This is a genomic window from Candidatus Cryosericum terrychapinii (assembly GCF_003570925.1).
GTDB lineage: Bacteria > Caldisericota > Caldisericia > Cryosericales > Cryosericaceae > Cryosericum > Cryosericum terrychapinii.
Map to the genome: position 1 here is coordinate 22,313 of NZ_QXIS01000006.1, position 19,602 is coordinate 41,914.

Genomic DNA, 19,602 nt, shown 5'->3' on the forward strand with positions numbered 1-19,602 from the left:
CGAGAGGGAGTGCACACCCATGAATGACGTAAACGAGGTTATCAGGCAGCTCCGGGAGAGAAAGTCGGTACGCGTCTTTGAGGACAAAGTCATGCCCGATGCTGTCAAGAACGAGGTGATCGCGGCGGCCTTCGAAGCGCCGACTGCCGGCAACATGATGTTCTATACGATCATCGACGTGACCGATCAGAAGGTCAAGGATCAACTGTCGGTGCTGTGCGACCATCAGCCCTTCATCGCCAAGGCCCCGCTCGTTCTCGTGTTCCTTGCCGATTATCAGCGGTGGTACGAGACCTACCGGGCGGCCGGACTTATCGTGCGCAAGCCAGCCGTTGGCGACTTGATGCTCGCTTGTGCGGACGCGTTCATCGCTGCACAGAACAGCGTGGTGGCCGCCCAGTCACTGGGGCTCGGTTCCTGCTACATCGGCGACGTCCTCGAGAACTGCGAACAAGTGAGGGCACTGCTCTCGCTGCCCGAATTCGTGATGCCTGCGGCCGTGGTTGTGTATGGTTATCCGACAAAACAGCAGCTTGATCGCAAGAAGCCCGCGCGTTTTGGCAAGAGCCATATCGTCCATGAGAACGGCTACCGGAAAATGGAAGCCGATGAGCTCCTTGGGATGCACAGCGAGCGGGGCGACAAGGAGAGCATCGAAGCGCTCTGCAAACGGAAGTACATGTCCGATTTCAGCGCCGAGATGACCCGGTCAGTGGCGGAGTATCTGAGGAACTTCAGCGACCGGTAACCCTCAGGCGGGAGTCCAGTTTGTTTCATTTTGCGCTACAATGCTTGACATAGAGACGTTCGGTGGACCCAGGGAGGGATCATGACGTTCAGGGCATCGGTGGAAAGGTATCTGGGGGCGGTCGCGCAGCAGTATCACCGCGGCGACGCGCGCGAGGAGTCATATTATGACGTGCTCAAGCAGCTCTGGGAGGAGCTGGGGTCGCAGCTCAGCAGCGCGCACGCGACGCTGACCGTCCTCCCTCGTCAGACTGAGGCAGGCAACCCCGACATGCGTGTCTGGAGTGGGCAGCAGCACATCACCGGCTACATCGAGGCCAAGGAGCCGGGCGTCACCAACCTGGACCACGTCGAAGTCAGCGAGCAGCTCAAGCGGTACCGCGCCGCCTTCCCCAACGTCATCGTCACCAACTTCCTGGAGTTCCGCCTCTACCGCTTTGGACAGCCGATGGGTCAACCCGTGACCATCGGGTCCCTGCAGGCGCTGCAAGCGGGCATGAAGGTACCCTTGCAGCACGAGGAGCAGTTCCGCGAACTCGTGGAACGTTTCTTCGACTTCCAGCTGCCCCGCGCCTACACAGCCCAGACGCTGGCAGTGGCGCTGGCCGATCGCACGCGCTTCCTGCAGCAGCAGGTGCTGGCACAGCTGGTGGACGATGAGGACCACAAGCTTAACAGCGAACTCGTCAACCTGCTGGCAGAATTCAAGCAAGTCCTCATGTCCGACCTGACCAGCGATACTTTTGCCGACCTCTACGCACAGACCATCACCTACGGCCTGTTCGCGGCGCGCATGCGCGTGACCGGCACCTTTACCCGCGAGACTGCGCTCAATGGCATCCCGGCGACCATCGGCATCCTGCGCAAGTTGTTCAAGTACATCTCCATTGGCGATACTCCCGAACGCCTGCGCGTCATCATCGACGACATCGCGGATGTGCTGGCAGTTGCCGATACGGATACGGTGTTCAAGGGCTACGGCAAGAACGGTCGTGACCCGGTGGCCGACTTCTATGAGACCTTCCTCGGCGAATATGACCCTGCCAAGAGGAAGCAGCACGGTGTCTACTACACGCCTCAGCCCGTGGTCAGCTACATCGTCCGCAGCGTAGACCAGATCCTGCGCGACTCCTTTGGCAAGCCCGACGGCCTGGCCGACCCCAGCGTCACCGTCCTCGATCCTGCAGCGGGTACCATGACCTTCCCTGCCACTGCCGTGCGCCTGGCTGCCGAGACCTACAAGGCCAAGTACGGTGACGGCAGTCTGGACAGCTGGATCAAGGGGCATGTGCTGCGCGACTTCTATGCCTTTGAGCTGATGATGGCCCCGTATGCCATCGGTCATCTGCGCATGGGCACCCTGCTCACTGAACTGGGCTACACCATGAGCACCGACGACCGCTTCAAGCTGTACCTCACCAATACGCTGGACGTCAGCACGGCCGAGCAGAACCCCATCCCCGGCCTATCGCCCCTGGCGGACGAATCCCACATGGCCGAGGCCGTGAAGACCACTCAGCCGGTCCTGGTGATCATGGGCAATCCGCCGTACTCGGGCACCAGCAGCAACAAGGGCGCGTGGATCTCAGCCCTCATCGACGACTACAAGAAGGTGGACGGCAAGCCCCTGGACGAGAAGAACCCCAAGTGGTTACAAGACGACTACGTCAAGTTCATCCGCTTTGCGCAGTGGAAGATCGACCAGGCAGGTGAGGGCGTCCTCGGGTTCATCACCAACCACAGCTACCTGGACAACCCGACGTTCCGTGGCATGCGTCAGTCGCTGATGGCATCCTTCGACCAGTTGCACATCCTCAATCTGCATGGCAATTCGCTCAAGAAGGAGCAGTGCCCCGACGGTAGCAAAGACGAAAACGTATTCGACATCATGCAGGGAGTCGCGATTATTCTTGCAGTGAAACGAAATGGTGTTCCAAAAGGTATCTGGTACAGCGATCTGTGGGGCAGCCGTGATGCCAAATATACCGTCCTGAGCAATGATCAGATGACGCAGACGGCATGGCAGGAGCTGACACCGCGTGGCGATATGTACCTCTTTGTTCCGCAGGATGCCACACTGGCGGCAGAATACGAACAATGGCCTAAAGTGACCGAGATTTTCCCTGTATCAAGTGTTGGGATTGTCACCGCCCGCGACGAATTGACGATCCAGTTTACGCCCGAGCAGGTGTGGCAGACGGTCAACAGGTTCATCAGCATGCCACCCGAAGAAGCACGGGAAGCATTTCACTTGGGCAAAGACGCCCAAGACTGGAAGGTACAACTTGCACAGGACGACATCCGGCGGAGCGGTCCAAAGCTAGAGAATGTCGTGCCGGTCCTCTACCGTCCCCTGGATATCCGGTACACCTACTACACAGGACAATCTCGTGGGTTCATCTGTAGGCCACGTGCAGAAGTGATGAGAAACATGCTGCGGCCGAATACTGCCCTCGTAGTGCCGCGTCAATGCAAGGAACAACCGGGAGCTTTCGCTTGTTCGTCTATAGCTGGACACAAGACTGTGGATGCATATGACATCAACTACTTGTTTCCTCTGTACTGCTATGATACATCGTTGTCTGCCGACATCGACGCGATCGAGAACATCAGTGCAACTGGCACCCATCGTCTCGCTAACCTGGGTCCAGCTGTTGCAGCGAATGTAGCTAAGGATCTGGGGTTCATCATGACTTCAGATGGCCACGGCGATTTGGCTCACGGTTCGATGGGACCCGAAGACCTGTTCGCGTACATCTATGCGGTGCTGTATTCGCCTGCCTACCGCACACGCTACGCCGAGTTCCTCAAGGCGGACTTCCCGCGCATCCCGTTCACCAAGGATCGTGACACCTTCCTCAAGTTGGCTGGGCTTGGTCAGCAGCTCATTGACCTGCACCTGATGCGTTCGCCCGAGCTTGACAACCCCATCAGCCGCTTCTGCGGCAAGGGCGATAGTGCTGTCACCAAGGTCGAGTACGACGCGGACCGTGGGCGCGTCGCCATTAACCCCACCCAGTACTTCGACAGCGTCACCCCAGAGCTCTGGACCTACCAGATCGGCGGTTACCAAGCCCTCGCCAAATGGCTCAAAGATCGCAAAGGTCGCTTCCTCACCAGCGCCGACACCATCCACTACTCTCGCATCGCCACTGCACTTTCCGATACTGTGAAACTGCAGGAACAGATTAACCGAATCCTCGGAAGGACGCTAGGAGAGACAGCTCATGTCTGACGAAGGCATCCTTCATCAGCTTCGCCAAGCTGGCGGCATAAGGGGAAAATGGCGGTCTCCTGAGACCCCAGACGAGACAATCCGCGGTACGTTGTTGCTGACCGGCGATGGGCGCATGGAGCTGACGATTGACCGAGATGTCAACCCCGTTGAAAGTCTTGGTTCTATATTCTCGTTCCGCAGTGAATCCATACCTCTCCTCATTGGCCTGCTCAATGAAGGCACCCCCAGTACACTGAAAGGACTAGTTCAGACCTCCACGCTTCCATACAGCTTCTCTGCACAAGTACTGTCACCAGTATTCTCCGTGCAATACGCTTTCTTTGGAGCACAGATAGACAATCTTGCCGAGTTTAGGGTTCGGGACGTCTCTGTTTCACTTCCAGTCCTCATGGATTGGAGCAATGTCGCCTGCTGTTCTGCATCATTTCAACAAGAGAAGTTCCTCATGGAGGCACAATACCGCCAAACACTCCCGTTTGGAGACTATGGGAATTTCGCTGCAAGTATTCACATCAATGCACTGTGTTCCATGAGTGGAATGCGATCACAAGTGCCATCCGTAACGCCACGCGCGGAGATCGAAGTTGCGTTTTCTGACCAGCCGCTGTTCGAGTCTGTCACGCGGCTTATACCCCTGATTCTGAACTTCTTCTCCCTTGCGACGCTCAGTGCCGTCCGCGTTTCGTCTTTCTCTTGCGAAAGCGATTCAGCGAAGCGAATGATGCCTACAGATAACGGAGAAAGACCTTACTACCATCCGATCACTGTGTGGTATCGCGGATTACCGCAAGATCTATCTTATGACGGCTTATCGGATACAAACACATTCTTCACGTATTCCGACTTGAAAGAGTCAAGTACCTTGGACGCCCTTGTGAAAACTCTTGTCCGATACGATGAATTCGACCACCTCCTTCCTCTTCTTGTTCCTGAATCAGGCGATTTCCATTTGTATACTGGACAACGTTTTCTGAATGATGCACAATCGCTCGAGTACGTTGATAGAATGCTAGGCGACGACGCTGTCTTACCCGTCGACGTCTTTGAAGCACTCAAAACAGACATGCTTGAGTCAGTTCAAGCTCCAACCCGAAAATGGATAGACGACAACCTGCATCTGGAATACGCCAATGAGCCGAATTTGAGGAACAGAGTCAAGAACATTGCCCGACAGAATGCAGAATTATTGCAGACTACTTTGGATGACCAAAAGGGGTTCGTTGACAATGTTGTAAGGACTCGCAATTACTTGGTGCATCTTGATAGTGCGGCGAGAAAGGGGGCAGTTCTCGATGCCAGACTGGTCGATCTCACAAATAAGGTAGAAGCTCTTGCTCGAATTTCGTTCCTGCGAGTGATCGGATTCTCTGAGGGCGATCTTGAGAGGCTGTTTAGTCATAATGAGCGACAGTACATTCAGGGCGTCAAAGATATATTTCACCCGTCAACCGCCGCGACGAACGTCAATGAGGCGAGACAAGCGGACGACACTTCGACCAGTAAATGATTTCTTTCACCTAATCGGAAACCTGATGCGATTCTGGTTTGGGTCACGCGTGTCATGCTGGGGGAGACTCTGCACGGTACGGGGGGCAGCCCGACAAATGCGAGAAACTTGCCCCGGAACTGCAATCCCACAGTGGTCGATGAACCCTCGGGCCAGTGCCGATTTCTGAGAACGGTTTTGTAGCTGTCCTCGAATGGTGGTCCAGATCGCCAACCTCATAATCACGAGGATCTCGCCGGGAAGCGCCCCCGTGGAGAGGTTGCGAAGGAGTCACGTGCGGATAGGTACATTCAGCTTGCAGTCAATTCTTTGTGGCAGGAAACGCCATCTGCTCGCGCTCTGGATGTCTCTCGCCTGGCATAGACAGTCGACGACATGCACCGAGTCGCGGTGATCGTCCGATCCGTGGCCAGCCGACAGTGACGCTTTACGACAAGCAAGGACGATGAACTAGGCTTCAGATCGCTCGACTTCCATCCTCCGCGGCCGTCGTCTCAGTATCGTCGCTTTCGTCAACCACAAACAAGGCTGTTGTTCAGGTTCTGGACCAGCTCATTTCAGCTTGTGGAGTTTCTGGTGGCTTGGTACGGGCTTGGCCCCCTTGGTGGGATGAGTGTCAGGGACGGTTGTCGTCTCTGGCGGGACACTTGGTCTGGCAGGATCCCTGTTAGGTGGAGGTGTCGGTGTCGGTTGTCGCCAGATAATGCTGTCTGGGTCATCCGGAAAGGGTGGTTGTTTCTCACAGTACGTGGAGCATTGTTGTAGGATCATTGTCTCTCCTCCTAAGTTAGTGCGTGAATATCGCTAATAGTGCGGCAGCGGCAAGACACAGCATGCCCGCAAACATGAACCATAGAGCGTGTGCGAACAACCCTGCCTTTGCAGTAAGCGTGGAGCTGTTGGTTTGCCATGACTTGCCCATGCCGGCGATTTGCTGGCAGCGGTATCGCGCAGGGTCTCTCCCGTATTCATCCGTATCGTCGAATTGTTGCCAACCTGGGGCGTCTGACCACCGTCGGGTGGTCAGACACAGAGTCAGGAACAGCAGGCTCACCATGAACAGACATATTCCAGTCAAGAAGACTGCAGCTATCCCGTCGAGCCGTGTTGATGTTGGCCTGGAGATCACGAATCCAAAGATGGTTGCCAAGATGGCTCCAAGAAACCCAGCGAGGGTTCCCGCCTTTGATTCAAGAGCCTGAAATGCTTGGTTCAACCGATTAGTCTTGTCACAGGCTACCTGAAACCCAGTTTCGGCGTTCTGCTGCCGCAACTGGTTGAGTAGAGGAAATCCCTTGGAATCGACCTCGTTCTCGGAATCGCGTGCGCTGATATTATCTGCACAATGGCTCATGTACTGGTCCTCCTTGGTCATCAAGTATCGCTCTATCCTATCTGTTTCAGCCCAGCCGACGACCAGAACCCGCGGCGGCCCCCGACGTAATTGAACGATTTCTATGTCCAACGCCTTCGCCGCTTCGACTTTCCATGTAACTCCTCCTTCCATCCTGTGTCTCTGCTGAATGCGTTATGTGCTGTCAGAGCCTTATTTTGACCTTGCCGGCCTTGACCATGAGATAGTTGATGAAAGCTGAACAGGTTACCAGCATGTACCTTGCGTCCTCCTGGTCAGTATCATCAGATCCCATCAGGGCATGCCGGATACCCGGCTTATCACTTGTATAGCCATACAGCTCTCCAAACGCTCTTTCCAACGAAGGGTGGATTGTCACTCCAGCCTTCTTCAGTTCCTTGAGTGCATCGCCCAGGGTGGCTTTCTGGTTCTTGACAACACGCTTGCATAACGATTCGACGGCACTGATGGCATTCTTGATCGAGTCCCCATAGGCGGGCTTCTCACGGTCTGCCAAGAAAGCCAAGGCATTGTGCAACTGGGCATACACTTCCGGCAGGGGTCCCTGCATGGCTATCTCCAGCGTGTGACGCTGCTCATCATCCGATATAGGCACGATGAGGCCGTCAATCATACTAACTGAGGCGAAGTCTCTCTTGAGGTCAAGGTTGACTGCTGTCTGCAGCGCTTCTCGTATGGAGTCCGAGTGTTGGCTTGCATACACGAATTCAACAAGATCATAAACTCGGTGACGCGGGCAGTATAGGTACCCCCGTTGCTGGCTCTCCCAGTCATATCTGACATGCTCGATCACCATTGTAGTCGAGACCTTGTACGAGAAATCGCTTCTCGGAATCCTACCGAGTGGTTCATGGAGGAAATGCGTCCAGATGTCCTGACCTAGGTTCCCCTGTTCTGCCTCCTTGGAGCAGGCAATCTGCAGGGTGTTGAACAGATCGTTCCAGAGATCCTTTGAGACATCGCTGAAAGACAGCAGAGCGGGAACAGGAGCGAGGCCATACCGCTGGGTGAATAGGAGCTTCTGCTCAAATGGTAGTTGGTCAGTCATAGTTGCTCTCCTCGGTCAGGTCGAAATACTCGAACTTCTCCGCGAACTATCGTGCCTGTTTGTCTAGGTCCTGGTCGTCGGCCTCTTTACTTGGGCCACCCGCCGCGAGGAGGGTATTTGAGTTCTGGCGTTCCGTTCACGGGCATGACTAGTCCCCTACTCGAGGCCCAGCCGCGACACGTGGATCAACCCGATTGTAAAGCAAGCGGATCGAGTCGCCGTCTTTGCCCGCCGGTCGCTTGGCATGTCCATTGCTCCATGTGCCCTTCTTGATGTGATACTCCTGTCCATGCTTCTCACAGTAATCTGATACCAGTTGAGCCATCTGGTCGTAAAACGTCAGATAGTCAGGATACTGGGTGACAAGGCGATTGTAGTTGAGCCGTCCGAAGATGATCTTGTCTGCAAAAGCAACACGACGCAGGACGACCTTCAGATCTTGCGTGATGATATTGGGCGTTGGATACGGCTCGATACTGACCCAGGTCTTGAAGCCCTTGTTGTGCAGAAAACGTAAATGTGCTATGCGATCAAGGTAGGGAGCTGCGCCTGGCTCGTACTGCTTGCGGAAATTCTCATCCAGCGATATGAGTGTGATCCCGAACTCATTGTCGTGAGACGTTTCTATCAACTCATGAGGCAGCAGCCCCTTCGTAAGTGCCGTCACTTTGATTCCTGCACGATTGATGCGTTCGATGATGTGGAGTGTCATTGCATCGATCTCGGGGTAGCCATACATGAACGGATCTGTTGTAAAGCACAGTTGCACGAAGTTGATACGCGACTGCAGTCGGGGCAACTCAGCATCCAGCAGTTCCAGGGCATTGCTCACCAGCTTGGGCTGTGTCCATTCCTCATAAGATGCAATCCGCCCGAATCTGCGAGCCATCAGCATCGCATAGCAAGGGTATTTGCATCCGTGAGCACACCCCTCTACATGATTGATCGTATAGTCGCCGTACTCGACGCCGGTCTTGTAAAGGAGAGACTTGCGTGTGATCGTCTGCATGATGTTACTCCTTGAGAAACTCAACAATGTCATCGCCACTAACGGCCCCGTGCCTCTTGCTTGACACTGGATGAAACTGAACGAGCTTCTTCTTCATTAGGTCCTTCAGACAATGTCGCCACGACTTCTCGCTTGCATAGAAGCGCCAGTTCTCTTTTCTGAGCACATCAAACGGGATTCTTATGCCTGTTCGTTGGTACTTGGTTTCTACTCTGTTGGTCAGTTCGTTGTCGTCGAGGGTTGGGAAGAGTGTTGGCCCCAGACTTACCCTCAGCGAGTTGCCTGGTTCACTGTTCTTATGCATGGCGGTCAGCATCTTGTCAAATGCAGTAAAATGATTTGAGAGATGAATGAGCGCATACTTGATTCTGCCTTGAAGCCGGGCATTTTCGTCGGGACCAAAACAGACCTGAAACGGAATGTAGTACTGCGCACCAGTTCTCATGGCATAGAAGTCAATTACCTTGCTCCATGCATAGTGATCAGAACCAGCACCAAAGTCGATTGTCTGATACTGGTCGTCTCCAAATAGGGCAATCATGTTTTCGTTGTCAAGCGGGTTTGCCATATTGCGAACTATCTCGTAGAACATGAAATTGGCGAAGACCTCTGTCTTCTTGCGTGATATGAGTTGGCGCATGAGTTTCATGTCGGGCAGTCGATAGTTTGGATCGATGAAGTAGAATGCTGGGGCCGTTGGCGAAGTCTGCGGCAGGATCTGTGACAGGGCGCTTTGAGCATCATCTCTCAGCACGGAACAGGAAATTCTGTTATCCAACTGCTCAGCTTCGGCAAACTTGTGTATTGCAGCTTCAAGTTGTCCATGTCGTTCTGGTTTGACCTCAACGAACACGACATTGACCTTACTTGGCCTGCGAACAGTCGGCGGGGCTTCACGAAGAAAACGGTTGATTGTTCGTAATGCAACGAGCGGGGAGCCATCGGCCAGGGTTCCGTTGAAATCACATATGCCCGTTCCAGCGAAGCAATCCACATAGGTGAGGGTGTCTGCGAAACTGCCCATAATGGGCAGCCAAGCCGAGAGATAGTCCTGGAGAATGTAGTGTTTGAGCTGAGAGTTCACATGAAAACTGAGATTCTCGTCGGGCTCACAGACTACTGACACTGTGGCCAACCCCTGCTCTGCAACGCTCTCGAAGCCAAAGACGTCGACTGCTGTGACACAGATTGTAGGTTTCCCTTCGACTCTTGGTGTCAGAATCTCGGCCTTTCGATGCATCTCAGAACTTTCCTGCGAACTCTCTTGCTGCCTTGTCCAGGTCCTGGTCGTCGACCTCTTCACCACGGGTGGCCCAGGCGGGGAAGGGGAAGTTGATGAGGACGGGGGCGGGGATGTCGGGCTGGTGCACGATCATCGTGCCGGGCTTGATGATGGTGCTGCGCAGGCGGAAGGACTCGGGCAGGTAGTCGTACTCGGGGCTCTGGCTCTCGGCAAAGTCGAGGCGCCCGTTGACGCGGATGCTGGCGTTGCCGGTGATGCGCTTCTCGACCCGGCTGGCGGACTGCTGGGCACCGATGAGGATGACACCCAGGGAGCGGCCACGCTCGGCGATGTCGAGTAGGATGTCCTGGATCGGGCTGTGTCCCTCGCGCGGGGCATACTTGTTGAGCTCGTCGAGGACGACGAAGACGTAGGGCTTGCGGCCCTGGGCCTCCTTCTGCGTCATCAGCATCTTGAGGGTGCTGCCCACGATGAACTTCTGCGCCACGGGCTTGAGCTTGCTGATGTCCACCACGGTGACGCGGTGCTGGTTGAACTCGAAGCGGTACTTGTCGGGGTGGTCCACGTCGCTGCGGATCACGCCCTTCATGGCGTCGGCCGCCACGCGCAGACGGCGCAGGAAGGCCAGCTGGGTGCCCTGGTTGTCGAAGGAGGTGAACCAGCCGCCGGATGACGGGCGCTTGCCCTTCTTGCCCTCGTCCTCGGAATCGGCCGGTCCCATGATGTCGGTCTCCAGGATGGTGATGAGGTCGTGCAGGTCGCCGATGGTCTGGCCCTGGTACACGAGGGCCCCGCTGTGGGTGTCGTTCTCCATGTTGCGGTCGGAGGCCAGGTAGTCCAGCCGGTTGGTGAGGTGCTGGATGAGGCCGTAGAGGTTGGTCGTCTCCTGGTCGCCCTCGGCGAAGAGGAAGGGGAGCAGGCGGTCCTGCGCAAACTGCCGCATGGTCCAGACGTAGGGGGTGACGCCCTCCTGGCGCTGCTCGGTGCTGGGTGAGGGGACCTCGCTGTCGGACTTGGGGGACGTGAAGAAGCGCAGGTCGGTGAAGGGTGTGGTGGGCAGGCCCATCTTCGCGTAGACGGCGCGGTGGTCGTCGGTCAGGCCCTTGTTGGGTTTGTCGAGGAACAGCATGTCCTCGCCCTTGACGTTGAAGACGATGCTGCGTGCGGCGGCCTTGTCGGCGAAGGGCATACCGTCCTGCACCTGCTGGTCACCCTGTTTCGTGCCCTCGAAGTGGAAGATAGAGTACAGGAGGAAAAGGGCGAACGACGTCTTGGTAGCCACGCCGCTGACGCCGCTGATGCTGACGTGCGCACCCTTGGCGCCGTTGAGGAACTCGAAGTTGACGTAGAAGGGCTCCTTGTTGCGCATGATGCCCACGGGCACGCGCTGCTTCATGACGTCGAAGCTGAGCGCCTTGTCCAGGTCGGCGCCGGTGGCGCGGTAAACGAAGTCGGCGGGGTGCGGGGCGACAAAGACCTCGGGTTCCAGCTTGGTGACCTGCACCTTGCCCACGTAGGCGACGCCTGCGGGCATGATGCCTTGGCGCACGATGGTGGTGTCGCTGTCGAACTGGATGCCCTCATGGTACTGCTGGACCTCGATGACGGTGCCATAGAAGGTGACGGCCTCGACGCCGGCATACCCCTCGACGGCCGACCGCACGAAGACGACATCATCCATCTCCAGGTAGTTGTGCTGGTCGACGAGGACATAAAACTCCAGCGACGATGCGGGCTTGGTGCCCAGGACGAACCCAATCGGTGCTGCTTCAGCCATGCCAACTCCTCCAGTTCGTTTGTCAATGCGTTCAGTATAGCCCGAAACGGACGAGCCGGTAGGATGTACAAACGAGGGCGGCGCGATACCCCGCGTACTGGGGGTCTGTCCACCGTGGACGGACGCGAGGGACTCCAGTCAGTTCATATCAGCTCGAGGAACCGAGTGAGTGTGACATGGCCGGTCAGGACACCGCAGAACTCGAGGAGAGCGTAGACACCCAGCACCGTTACGACCCTGGAGGATGGTACTGCCTCGGCAACCAGAGTCCACGTGGCAAAACCTGCTGCAGCCAGCAAGGCGAACGTGACGGGCGCCAGTCGCCGCCAGGGGACGGACCGTCCGGGCCATCCCAGGATGGTCGTGCCATACCCGGCATCCATACTCTGTGCATAGCCCAGAAGTGACCGCGCGCCCGTCGCGACCAGGGCAAACAACGCAAGCATGCCAACAAGCGCCGTCAGGACTCCTCCGAGCATGCCGCTCTCCCACGTGCTGGGATACACAGCCAGCATGCCTGCTACGACAACCCACACGAGGAGCGTTGTGCGCCAGGGCAAGAGGTGAACTCCGGGCGCCGGAGCCCTCCCCGCCCGCGCGGCCAGCGCACACAGCATGGCGGAAGCTGCGGCCATCACGAGGTTGTCGGCAAATATGGACCAGCCCAGGACCGCATGACCCCATGACGGTACCGTTCGCAACATTGCGATGACATCGGAGACCATCGTCGCGAGCACGGTAAGATCCACGACGGCAAGACTGCGGGCAAAGAACAGCACCTCCCCATCGTTTGCAGACTGGCGCATGCGCATGGCGCGCACAAACGCGACAAAGCAGACAATGGCCGCAAGCTGGATCCCGAAGGATCCGACAGCATCGTAGGGGTCCGCTGTATAGGCGCACAGCGCAGGCAGGACGGCACCCCGTTTGCAGAGGAAGAAGAAGCAGCCATAGATGACGGCAAAGCATACCGTCACGATACTCAACCGGGCCAGGAGCCCTTGGGTCCAAGTGCCTGGCGAGCTGATGTCATGTACAGGTGGACGAGTCGTCTGCTGCCCCCCTGAACCACGCCACGAACGATGAAACCACTTGTGCTGGGCTACCTTCTCATCGCCAGAAGGGTGATGATCCCGAAGATGGCTGCGAGTCCGGCCAGTCCAAAGAAGATCATCGCATCAAACCGGTGTGACTTGCGCAGGGCCGCCTTCTTCGCCGGGACGGCTTTCACATAGAGCAATCCTCCGATCAGTGTCAGGAGCATGAAGACGATTGCCACTACAGCAATGTAGAAGTGCGGCAGTGTCGGTATGAGGGCTCTCGTTACGACCAGTCCAATAGCCCCAGCCAGAACGAGGATCACGCCGATGCCGGCTAATGCCTTGTGCGTGCTTAGTTTCTTGCCGCCCTTGTCTGTCTTGCCGACGAATCCAGCGCCAAGCAGGACAACGATGCCCAGGGCCATCAGGATGATGTGGAACAGAACGTTCTGTGTCATGGAAACCTCCTGGATCACAATGAGTTGTCTCAGTATGCCGTGTTCCCAATCTCGTTACAAGAAGGGCGCGTATGGTACGGTCTCAGGTGCCGCAAGGAGAAGGGTGGGTTTCCACCTTCGCGGGAACAACGGAGACAAACCAGCCCGGACGTGACTGGACGAAGGCAGGCTCTGACTGCTATGAACTCAGCGGGGGCCTGGATGATTTGCGCAGGACGTGCTCCAGTTGCTCCATCGTGTAGGGTTTGGCGAGGGATGCGATGAAGCCGCGCTGGGCGTACTCGGCGATCGAAGCGTCGTCGGAGTAGCCGCTGGAGACTATGACGCGAGCATCGGGATAGAGTTCGTGCAGTCTCTGGACCGCTTCTCGACCCCCCATGCCGCCAGGGACCGTCAGGTCCATGATGACCAGGTCGAAGGGGTGTTGTTCGGTCACTGCTTGCGCATAGGCTGTGAGTGCGGCTTCCCCGTCTGGTACGGCGGTCGTCTCGTAGCCAAGATGCCGGGCCATGGCGCATGTTACGTCAGCTACGGTCTGCTCGTCATCCATGACCAGGAGGCGGCCGGTGGCAGAGACAGGTTTCCCCTCCGACTTCGCGAGCTGGGTCTGGGTCACAGGTCCATGGGCGACCGGTACGCATAACCAGACCATCGTTCCCTTGTCTGCAACCGACTCGATGAGCAGGTCTCCCCCGTGTCGCCTGGCGATGGACCGTGCTGTTGAGAGACCGACCCCATGTCCTGATGGCTTTGTCGTGAAGAAGGGGTCGAACAGGAGCTTCATATCTTCCGGGGCGATGCCGGAACCGCTATCTGCTATGCGGATGACGACGTAGTCTCCGGGTGCGGCGATGCCGAAGGGATGCTCCTCCGACACCGTCTGACAGCGAAGAGCAATGTCCAGCGTGCCCCCGGATACCATCGCGTCCCGCGCGTTCAGGATGATGTTCTGCACCACCTGAAACAACTGGTTGCGATCTGCTTCTACGGCAGGTATGATTCCATCGAGGCTCACTTGTAGTGCGATACCCGAGCCGCTGAGGACGAATCTCGCCACTTCCTGGACGATAGACTCGACGTCGACGTTCTCCTTGACTGGAGCGCCACCACGGGAGAAGGTCAACAACTGGCCGGCTAGAGCCTGAGCGCGGTCCACTGCTTCGCGCGCAACCTCCAGGTGGTGCTGCGACTCAGCAGGTTTCTCCAGAGACGAGTCTGCCAGGGAGATGCTTCCCTTGACGACTGTCAGAACGTTGTTGAAGTCGTGGGCGATACCAGCGGCCAGCGTGCCCAGCGATGCCAGGGCCTCATTGTGCAGCAACTCGTGTTCCATGCGAATCCGATCGGTGACGTCCCGGGCAATGTAGAAAGTGCCTGTCGGCTGTCCGTTGTACCAGAGGCGCTGGCCGCTCAGATCGAGGGTTCGGCGGTTCCCGTCACGTGTCAGAACGTCGATGGTCCTTGCCACACTGTCCCCGCTTCCGATTTCATCGTTGGCCCTGAGCATGAATTCGCGGCTGTCCGGGCTGACGATGTCGAGCATACTGCGACCAAGCAGGTCCTTCTCTTCGTACCCAAGAACCGAGCATGCGGACTGGTTGACCAGGGTTACCTTGCCACTTGTATCCAGCGCGAAGATGAGGTCGTGTGCATGATCGAAGTAGTCATGCAATCGTTTCCGATCCCGCTCCAATTCCTCAGCCATCCGGTCCTTGTCGCGCTGAGTCTGTTGCAGCGATTCCAGGGTTGTGTTGACATCCGTGGCCAGCTGCGAGAGTTCGTCCGATCCGGGCAGGCGCACGCGCAGTGCAAGGTCGCTGGTGTGTCCGACGTCTGCCACCTGACGACCCAGCGAAGCGATTCTTCTCATGAAGGTACGGTTCAGGACGAGCAGGCCGAGGCCCAACAGCAGAACAACTATCATGCTGGTGATTGTAACAAGCATGCTCTTCAGCCGGGCGATCTCGGCAGACTGAGTGCGCTTTGCGGTGGTCGAGAGGAGGAGAGTAGTACTTCCAGAGAGATCAGTGAGCTTCGTGAATCCGCGGACGTCATCTGTTCCTGCTGGCAGACCAACGGTGGGCTGTCCGGCCGCGAGCAGGGCGAGCGCCTGCGACTCGACAGTTTCTGGCTGGACTTGATCGGCAGGCTGGAAGGTCACGTTGCCGCCGACCGTCTCAGCCATGCTGGCAAAGAACGCGTCATTGAGATATCGCACGAAGATCAGCACTCCCCGTGCCGGGCCGGTCACTGCACTTGTCAGGATAGGGCGCCCAGCCACGAACGCCACGTGTCCGCCGACAAGCGTGTAGCCAGTAAGGCCAGGAGAACGCAGTGCCTGCGTCAACACCGTAGTCCCGGGTCCGAACTGCGCGATGAAGTCCGGTGGAACGTCATCCAGCGTCTGGCTTGTGGTCTTGGCGGAGCCGACATAGACGACCTTGCCGCTTGTGTCGAGAAACACCATGATATCTACACCTATAGTGGTGAGACTGTCGGGAGTGAGGTTGGAGTCTATGTACGTGGCGTTACGGTCGACGACGAACTGGTATGTGTCATCCCAATACGCCCAGTCGGAGCAGGTGCGCCCCAGCGTGTCAAGAGAGTAGCTCAAGTACGAATGTGCTCGCAGGACCTGGCGTTCGACGTTCTGACTGTCGAGGCGGGCATACGTTCTGTCGATGGTCACACTAGTTAAGACGTAGAACGCCGCGACGAAGACGGTCAAAGCAATCAGAGTAACTATGAGCAGTCTGGTGCGCAGCTTCACAGGATCAGTATAGAAGTGAAGGCGCGACGTACAAACGCTTGAGCCGAATCAGCTGCTGTCCGACCACGACACGGAGACTTCCGTTCAATAGGAAAGCCGGTCTGCCCGAAGGGCAGACCGGCTGGTCAGATCTTGTGCTTGTCCCTTATGGCCGCTCGTGATTGATGATGCGCACCTTTACTTCGCGTGGAGCAGGATCGGAGCCGTCCGCCTGAAGACCGTCGACCGGGACGATGGCGGTGATCGTGTTGCCCAGCTGCAGGAACGTGATGATGCCGTTGTCTCCTTCGGAAAAGAGCGGGATCTTGCGGTCCTTCAGCGTGATGATACGTGTCAGACGTGCAGGGTTGGTGACTGTGTGCGGTGTCGACACTTCGAGGATGTAGTTGTATGCCCAGAAGTCAGGAGTCACGTCCGGCCACTTCACCTCGTACTGCGCGTTTTCCCGTGTGTTCGTGGTGGTCAGTACTCGACCGAGCGCGTTGCATGCGAGTGTTGCGAACTCGGCGCGGGACAGGAGGTCAGCAGGCCTGAACGTGTTGTCAGGATAGCCGGCCAGGAGTCCTGCTTGACGGGCCGCCTCGATGTACCCAGCAGCCCAGGACAACGGCTGCACATCCTTGAAGGATGACGAGCTGGGGTTGAGGACCGGCGACATGCCTGCGATGCGCAGGAAAGCGGCAGCAGCTTCTGCACGCGTCATCGGGTCGTCCGGCCGGAACGTCCCGGCAGGGTCGCCCGTCATGAAGCCTTCCTGTGTCATGAGCGTGATGAATCCAGCTGCCCAGTGGGTGGCCTTCAGATCGGAGAAGCCGGATGGGTCAGTAGTCCAGCCGAGGCCTAGTGCGCGTGACATGGCAGCGGCAACCTCAGCTCTTGTGATGTTACCATCCGGCTGGAACGTGCCGTCCGGATACCCGATGAAGAAGTTGTGGTGATACACGACGACCTTCTTGGTGCAATCCATGGGTGTGAAGGTCTCGGTGTGCGTGCTCTCCATGCCCTTGCTGTCGTGGACTACGACAGAGAAGGCATATGGCTTGATTGCCAGATACGCGTGTTCAAGCGTCACGCACGAGGACGACGTCGTCCCGGTGACGATCGGCGTGCCGTCACCGAAGTCCACAGTGTACTTGTAGGGCGGGACCCCGTTGGTGAAGCAGATTTGGTACGGCAGGTAGGCTTCCACGCACAGAGGCTCCGGAGCCGTCACGGTGATAGCGATGGAGGGAGGGGGAGGCGGGATCACGGGTGGTTCCTCAGGTGTCAGGACAATCGGCAGGACAGGCGTCTCGACGGTATTGGACTGGCCCGTGCCTCCCAGCGTCGCGCTGTACAAGCCGGTGTTGTGGATGAGCAGGAATACGTTCTGGATTGACCGGACGTTCGCAGCGAAGGTGACGCCCCAGCTGCCTCCAGCCGCAATCGACCCGACGGTCCAAGTGATGGTCCTGTTGGTGTTGTTGTATGATCCGCCCCAGCCACTGATATTGCTGAGGGTCGTTTCATCCAGCCAGCCGTCTAGGACGTCCGTGACACGAGTGTCGGGCGAAGTCGCCGCCGTCCCCGTATTGGTAAAGCTGAGCGTATACGTCAGGCGAGTACCGGGGAAGACTGCTCCCACAGGGCTCACGGACTTGACCAGGTGAATGTCGGGGACGCCCAGCGTGTTGGTGAAAGTGACCGCAGCCGAGGGCGTGTCCAGGGTCAGCGTGACGGTGGCAGTCCTCGTGCCCAGGTTAGACGACGTGGCGCCGGCAATACCGGTGAGGACGTAGTCGACAGCAGGCGCTTCGGTTATCGTGTACGTGTCGGGGAGCAGACCACCGAATAGCGTCCAGTTGAGGAGGGGGGAAACAGGATCATCGTCAAGACTGAAGGCCGTTTGATACGGGTCGTGTGTCATCGTGAAGCTGAAGACCTGTGGCCCGTCTGGAACCGTGTCCTTGGTGATCCTGATGGTCCCGCTTCTCTGCATGTTGGTGAAGGTAACCGTGGCCGACGAGACCGCGGCTCCCTCGACCAGCATGACGGTGGCCGTGCTCGTACTGAGGTCGAACGTTGTGGCGCCGGCGATGCCGATAAGGCTGTAGCCGACAACTGCTTGCTCCGTTATGGTGTAGGTGCCGGGCACGAGACCACCGAAGAGTTCCCAGTTGGGAAGGGTGGGATCAGCGTCGTCGTCCAAAGCAAAGGAAGTATTCAGAGTGGGGCCCACAATAGCGAAGTTGAAGTCCTGTGGCCCGTTCGGGACCGTGTTCTTGATGATGGTGATGGTGCCGGGTGCCCCAGTGGCCGCAGGAGCATCGCCCGTGGTGCTGATGAATGTGACTGCGGACTGTGCCAGCAGCCTGCCGTTGAACGTTGCGCCTGCTCTCATGGCAATATTGGTTTGGGCAAGTATGATCCCCTCAAAGTGCGAGCCCGCCAGGAGGTTCACAGTCCCCGCGACTTGCCAGAAGATGTTCTTGGCCTGAGCTCCACCGCTCAGGAGGATCTTCATGCCGGCAGCAAGGTCGAGAGTCTGGGCCATCTGGAAGACCCAGACATCGTCTGGCCCACCTGCCAGTATGAGGTCCGTGGTTATCGTCACTGGTGTAGACCACTTGTAGACGCCGGGAACCAGAGTCTGAAGGGCGACCGTCCCACCACCCAGCTCAGTAACGGTGGATGGCTGTCCATGGGCAGCCGTGTATGCTGCTTCCATGTCGGATACGGCCGTGGACATATTCGTCGGAGTGGGCGACGCATAGTCGGACGCGTATACCCTTCCATTCACCAGGGATGACGTGGAGAAGGTATTCGTGCTGTCCATGACCAGTCCGAAGCCGGCTATGGAGCTCGCCGCCGCCGGGCTGATACCAATGTCCCCACTGATCGAAGTGGCTCCAGTGGTTGTGATGGCTGTCTTGGCCAGAATCACGAAGTCACCGGCCGTGCCGAGATTCACGACTGAGGCTGCCCTGGTTGCGGGCATCGGTGCGAAGACCCCGGTGAACATGGACATGACCAAGGCTAGTGCGACAAGTGTTGCGAGAACTCTCCTCATACTTTCCTCCCCTCTAGGATGCGCCGCCAGCATCGAGAATGATGGCGACACTCGTGGACATAGGCCCACCCAGACTCTGATATACGCCGAACCTGTGACGATTATCCAATGTCGCCGGCTATAGAGGGCCTACCGCAGATTCTGGACAACTGAAGCGGGATGGGCTCCCCACGACGAACAGACTGTCCGCCGTGACGACAGAGAAGGCGTGACCAGTGAAGGAACACTCCAGCAAACCTTCGATCATTGCTTACCATGCGTTCCCTCCTTTACGAAGCATGCGACAAAGCAGTTTCACGTTGACCACTCGAGATCACTACACAACAATTATGAAACTTGCA

At 57.4% G+C, this 19,602-nt stretch carries 12 protein-coding genes; 3 read left to right on the forward strand and 9 right to left on the reverse strand.

The window, feature by feature from the left end; all coding sequences use genetic code 11:
* Positions 1-19 precede the first annotated feature (19 nt).
* The 3 genes from SMC7_RS01010 to SMC7_RS01020 all read left to right on the forward strand — a co-directional run bounded on the left by SMC7_RS01010 (position 20) and on the right by SMC7_RS01020 (position 5,492).
* Positions 20-748, forward strand: coding sequence for a nitroreductase family protein (locus tag SMC7_RS01010; protein WP_119088523.1), 729 nt, complete (start codon positions 20-22; stop codon positions 746-748).
* 81 nt (positions 749-829) lie between these two features.
* A complete protein-coding gene (locus SMC7_RS01015; RefSeq protein WP_119088524.1) occupies positions 830-3,982 on the forward strand; it encodes a type ISP restriction/modification enzyme in 3,153 nt (1,050 codons plus the stop codon).
* Positions 3,975-5,492 (forward strand): HEPN domain-containing protein, encoded by a 1,518-nt coding sequence (locus SMC7_RS01020; RefSeq protein ID WP_119088525.1) that lies wholly within the window; start codon positions 3,975-3,977, stop codon positions 5,490-5,492. The genes SMC7_RS01015 and SMC7_RS01020 overlap by 8 nt, the downstream gene beginning before the upstream one ends.
* Before the next feature lie 787 nt (positions 5,493-6,279).
* Here the strand turns inward: SMC7_RS01020 and SMC7_RS01025 are convergent.
* The 9 genes from SMC7_RS01025 to SMC7_RS01065 all read right to left on the reverse strand — a co-directional run bounded on the left by SMC7_RS01025 (position 6,280) and on the right by SMC7_RS01065 (position 19,261).
* Complete coding sequence (locus SMC7_RS01025) at positions 6,280-6,999, reverse strand: hypothetical protein (protein ID WP_119088526.1); 720 nt, start codon at positions 6,997-6,999, stop codon at positions 6,280-6,282.
* A gap of 31 nt (positions 7,000-7,030) precedes the next feature.
* Positions 7,031-7,915, reverse strand: a complete 885-nt coding sequence (locus tag SMC7_RS01030; protein ID WP_119088527.1) for an AbiJ-NTD4 domain-containing protein — start codon at positions 7,913-7,915, stop codon at positions 7,031-7,033.
* Between the two features lie 148 nt (positions 7,916-8,063).
* The gene (locus tag SMC7_RS01035; RefSeq protein WP_207798677.1) at positions 8,064-8,924 is read right to left on the reverse strand and encodes a radical SAM protein; all 861 of its coding nucleotides are present in this window, start codon (positions 8,922-8,924) and stop codon (positions 8,064-8,066) included.
* Between the two features lie 4 nt (positions 8,925-8,928).
* A complete protein-coding gene (gene tcmP, locus SMC7_RS01040; RefSeq protein ID WP_119088528.1) occupies positions 8,929-10,164 on the reverse strand; it encodes a three-Cys-motif partner protein TcmP in 1,236 nt (411 codons plus the stop codon).
* 1 nt (position 10,165) lies between these two features.
* A complete protein-coding gene (locus SMC7_RS01045) occupies positions 10,166-11,944 on the reverse strand; it encodes an ATP-binding protein (RefSeq protein ID WP_119088529.1) in 1,779 nt (592 codons plus the stop codon).
* A 143-nt stretch (positions 11,945-12,087) separates the two neighbouring features.
* Complete coding sequence (locus SMC7_RS01050) at positions 12,088-12,921, reverse strand: hypothetical protein (RefSeq protein ID WP_119088530.1); 834 nt, start codon at positions 12,919-12,921, stop codon at positions 12,088-12,090.
* A gap of 125 nt (positions 12,922-13,046) precedes the next feature.
* Complete coding sequence (locus tag SMC7_RS01055) at positions 13,047-13,442, reverse strand: hypothetical protein (RefSeq protein ID WP_119088531.1); 396 nt, start codon at positions 13,440-13,442, stop codon at positions 13,047-13,049.
* Between the two features lie 178 nt (positions 13,443-13,620).
* Positions 13,621-16,212, reverse strand: coding sequence for a CHASE4 domain-containing protein (locus SMC7_RS01060; protein ID WP_119088532.1), 2,592 nt, complete (start codon positions 16,210-16,212; stop codon positions 13,621-13,623).
* A gap of 145 nt (positions 16,213-16,357) precedes the next feature.
* Positions 16,358-19,261 (reverse strand): ice-binding family protein, encoded by a 2,904-nt coding sequence (locus SMC7_RS01065; RefSeq protein WP_119088533.1) that lies wholly within the window; start codon positions 19,259-19,261, stop codon positions 16,358-16,360.
* Positions 19,262-19,602 lie beyond the last annotated feature (341 nt).

What these genes read in the sequence shown, in the direction of transcription:
- SMC7_RS01010 (WP_119088523.1), top strand. Translation starts at nt 20, where the DNA reads ATGAATGACGTAAACGAGGTTATCAGGCAGCTCCGGGAGAGAAAGTCG.
- SMC7_RS01015 (WP_119088524.1), top strand. Translation starts at nt 830, where the DNA reads ATGACGTTCAGGGCATCGGTGGAAAGGTATCTGGGGGCGGTCGCGCAG.
- SMC7_RS01020 (WP_119088525.1), top strand. Translation starts at nt 3,975, where the DNA reads ATGTCTGACGAAGGCATCCTTCATCAGCTTCGCCAAGCTGGCGGCATA.
- SMC7_RS01025 (WP_119088526.1), bottom strand. Translation starts at nt 6,999, where the DNA reads ATGGAAGGAGGAGTTACATGGAAAGTCGAAGCGGCGAAGGCGTTGGAC.
- SMC7_RS01030 (WP_119088527.1), bottom strand. Translation starts at nt 7,915, where the DNA reads ATGACTGACCAACTACCATTTGAGCAGAAGCTCCTATTCACCCAGCGG.
- SMC7_RS01035 (WP_207798677.1), bottom strand. Translation starts at nt 8,924, where the DNA reads ATGCAGACGATCACACGCAAGTCTCTCCTTTACAAGACCGGCGTCGAG.
- tcmP (WP_119088528.1), bottom strand. Translation starts at nt 10,164, where the DNA reads ATGCATCGAAAGGCCGAGATTCTGACACCAAGAGTCGAAGGGAAACCT.
- SMC7_RS01045 (WP_119088529.1), bottom strand. Translation starts at nt 11,944, where the DNA reads ATGGCTGAAGCAGCACCGATTGGGTTCGTCCTGGGCACCAAGCCCGCA.
- SMC7_RS01055 (WP_119088531.1), bottom strand. Translation starts at nt 13,442, where the DNA reads ATGACACAGAACGTTCTGTTCCACATCATCCTGATGGCCCTGGGCATC.
- SMC7_RS01065 (WP_119088533.1), bottom strand. Translation starts at nt 19,261, where the DNA reads ATGAGGAGAGTTCTCGCAACACTTGTCGCACTAGCCTTGGTCATGTCC.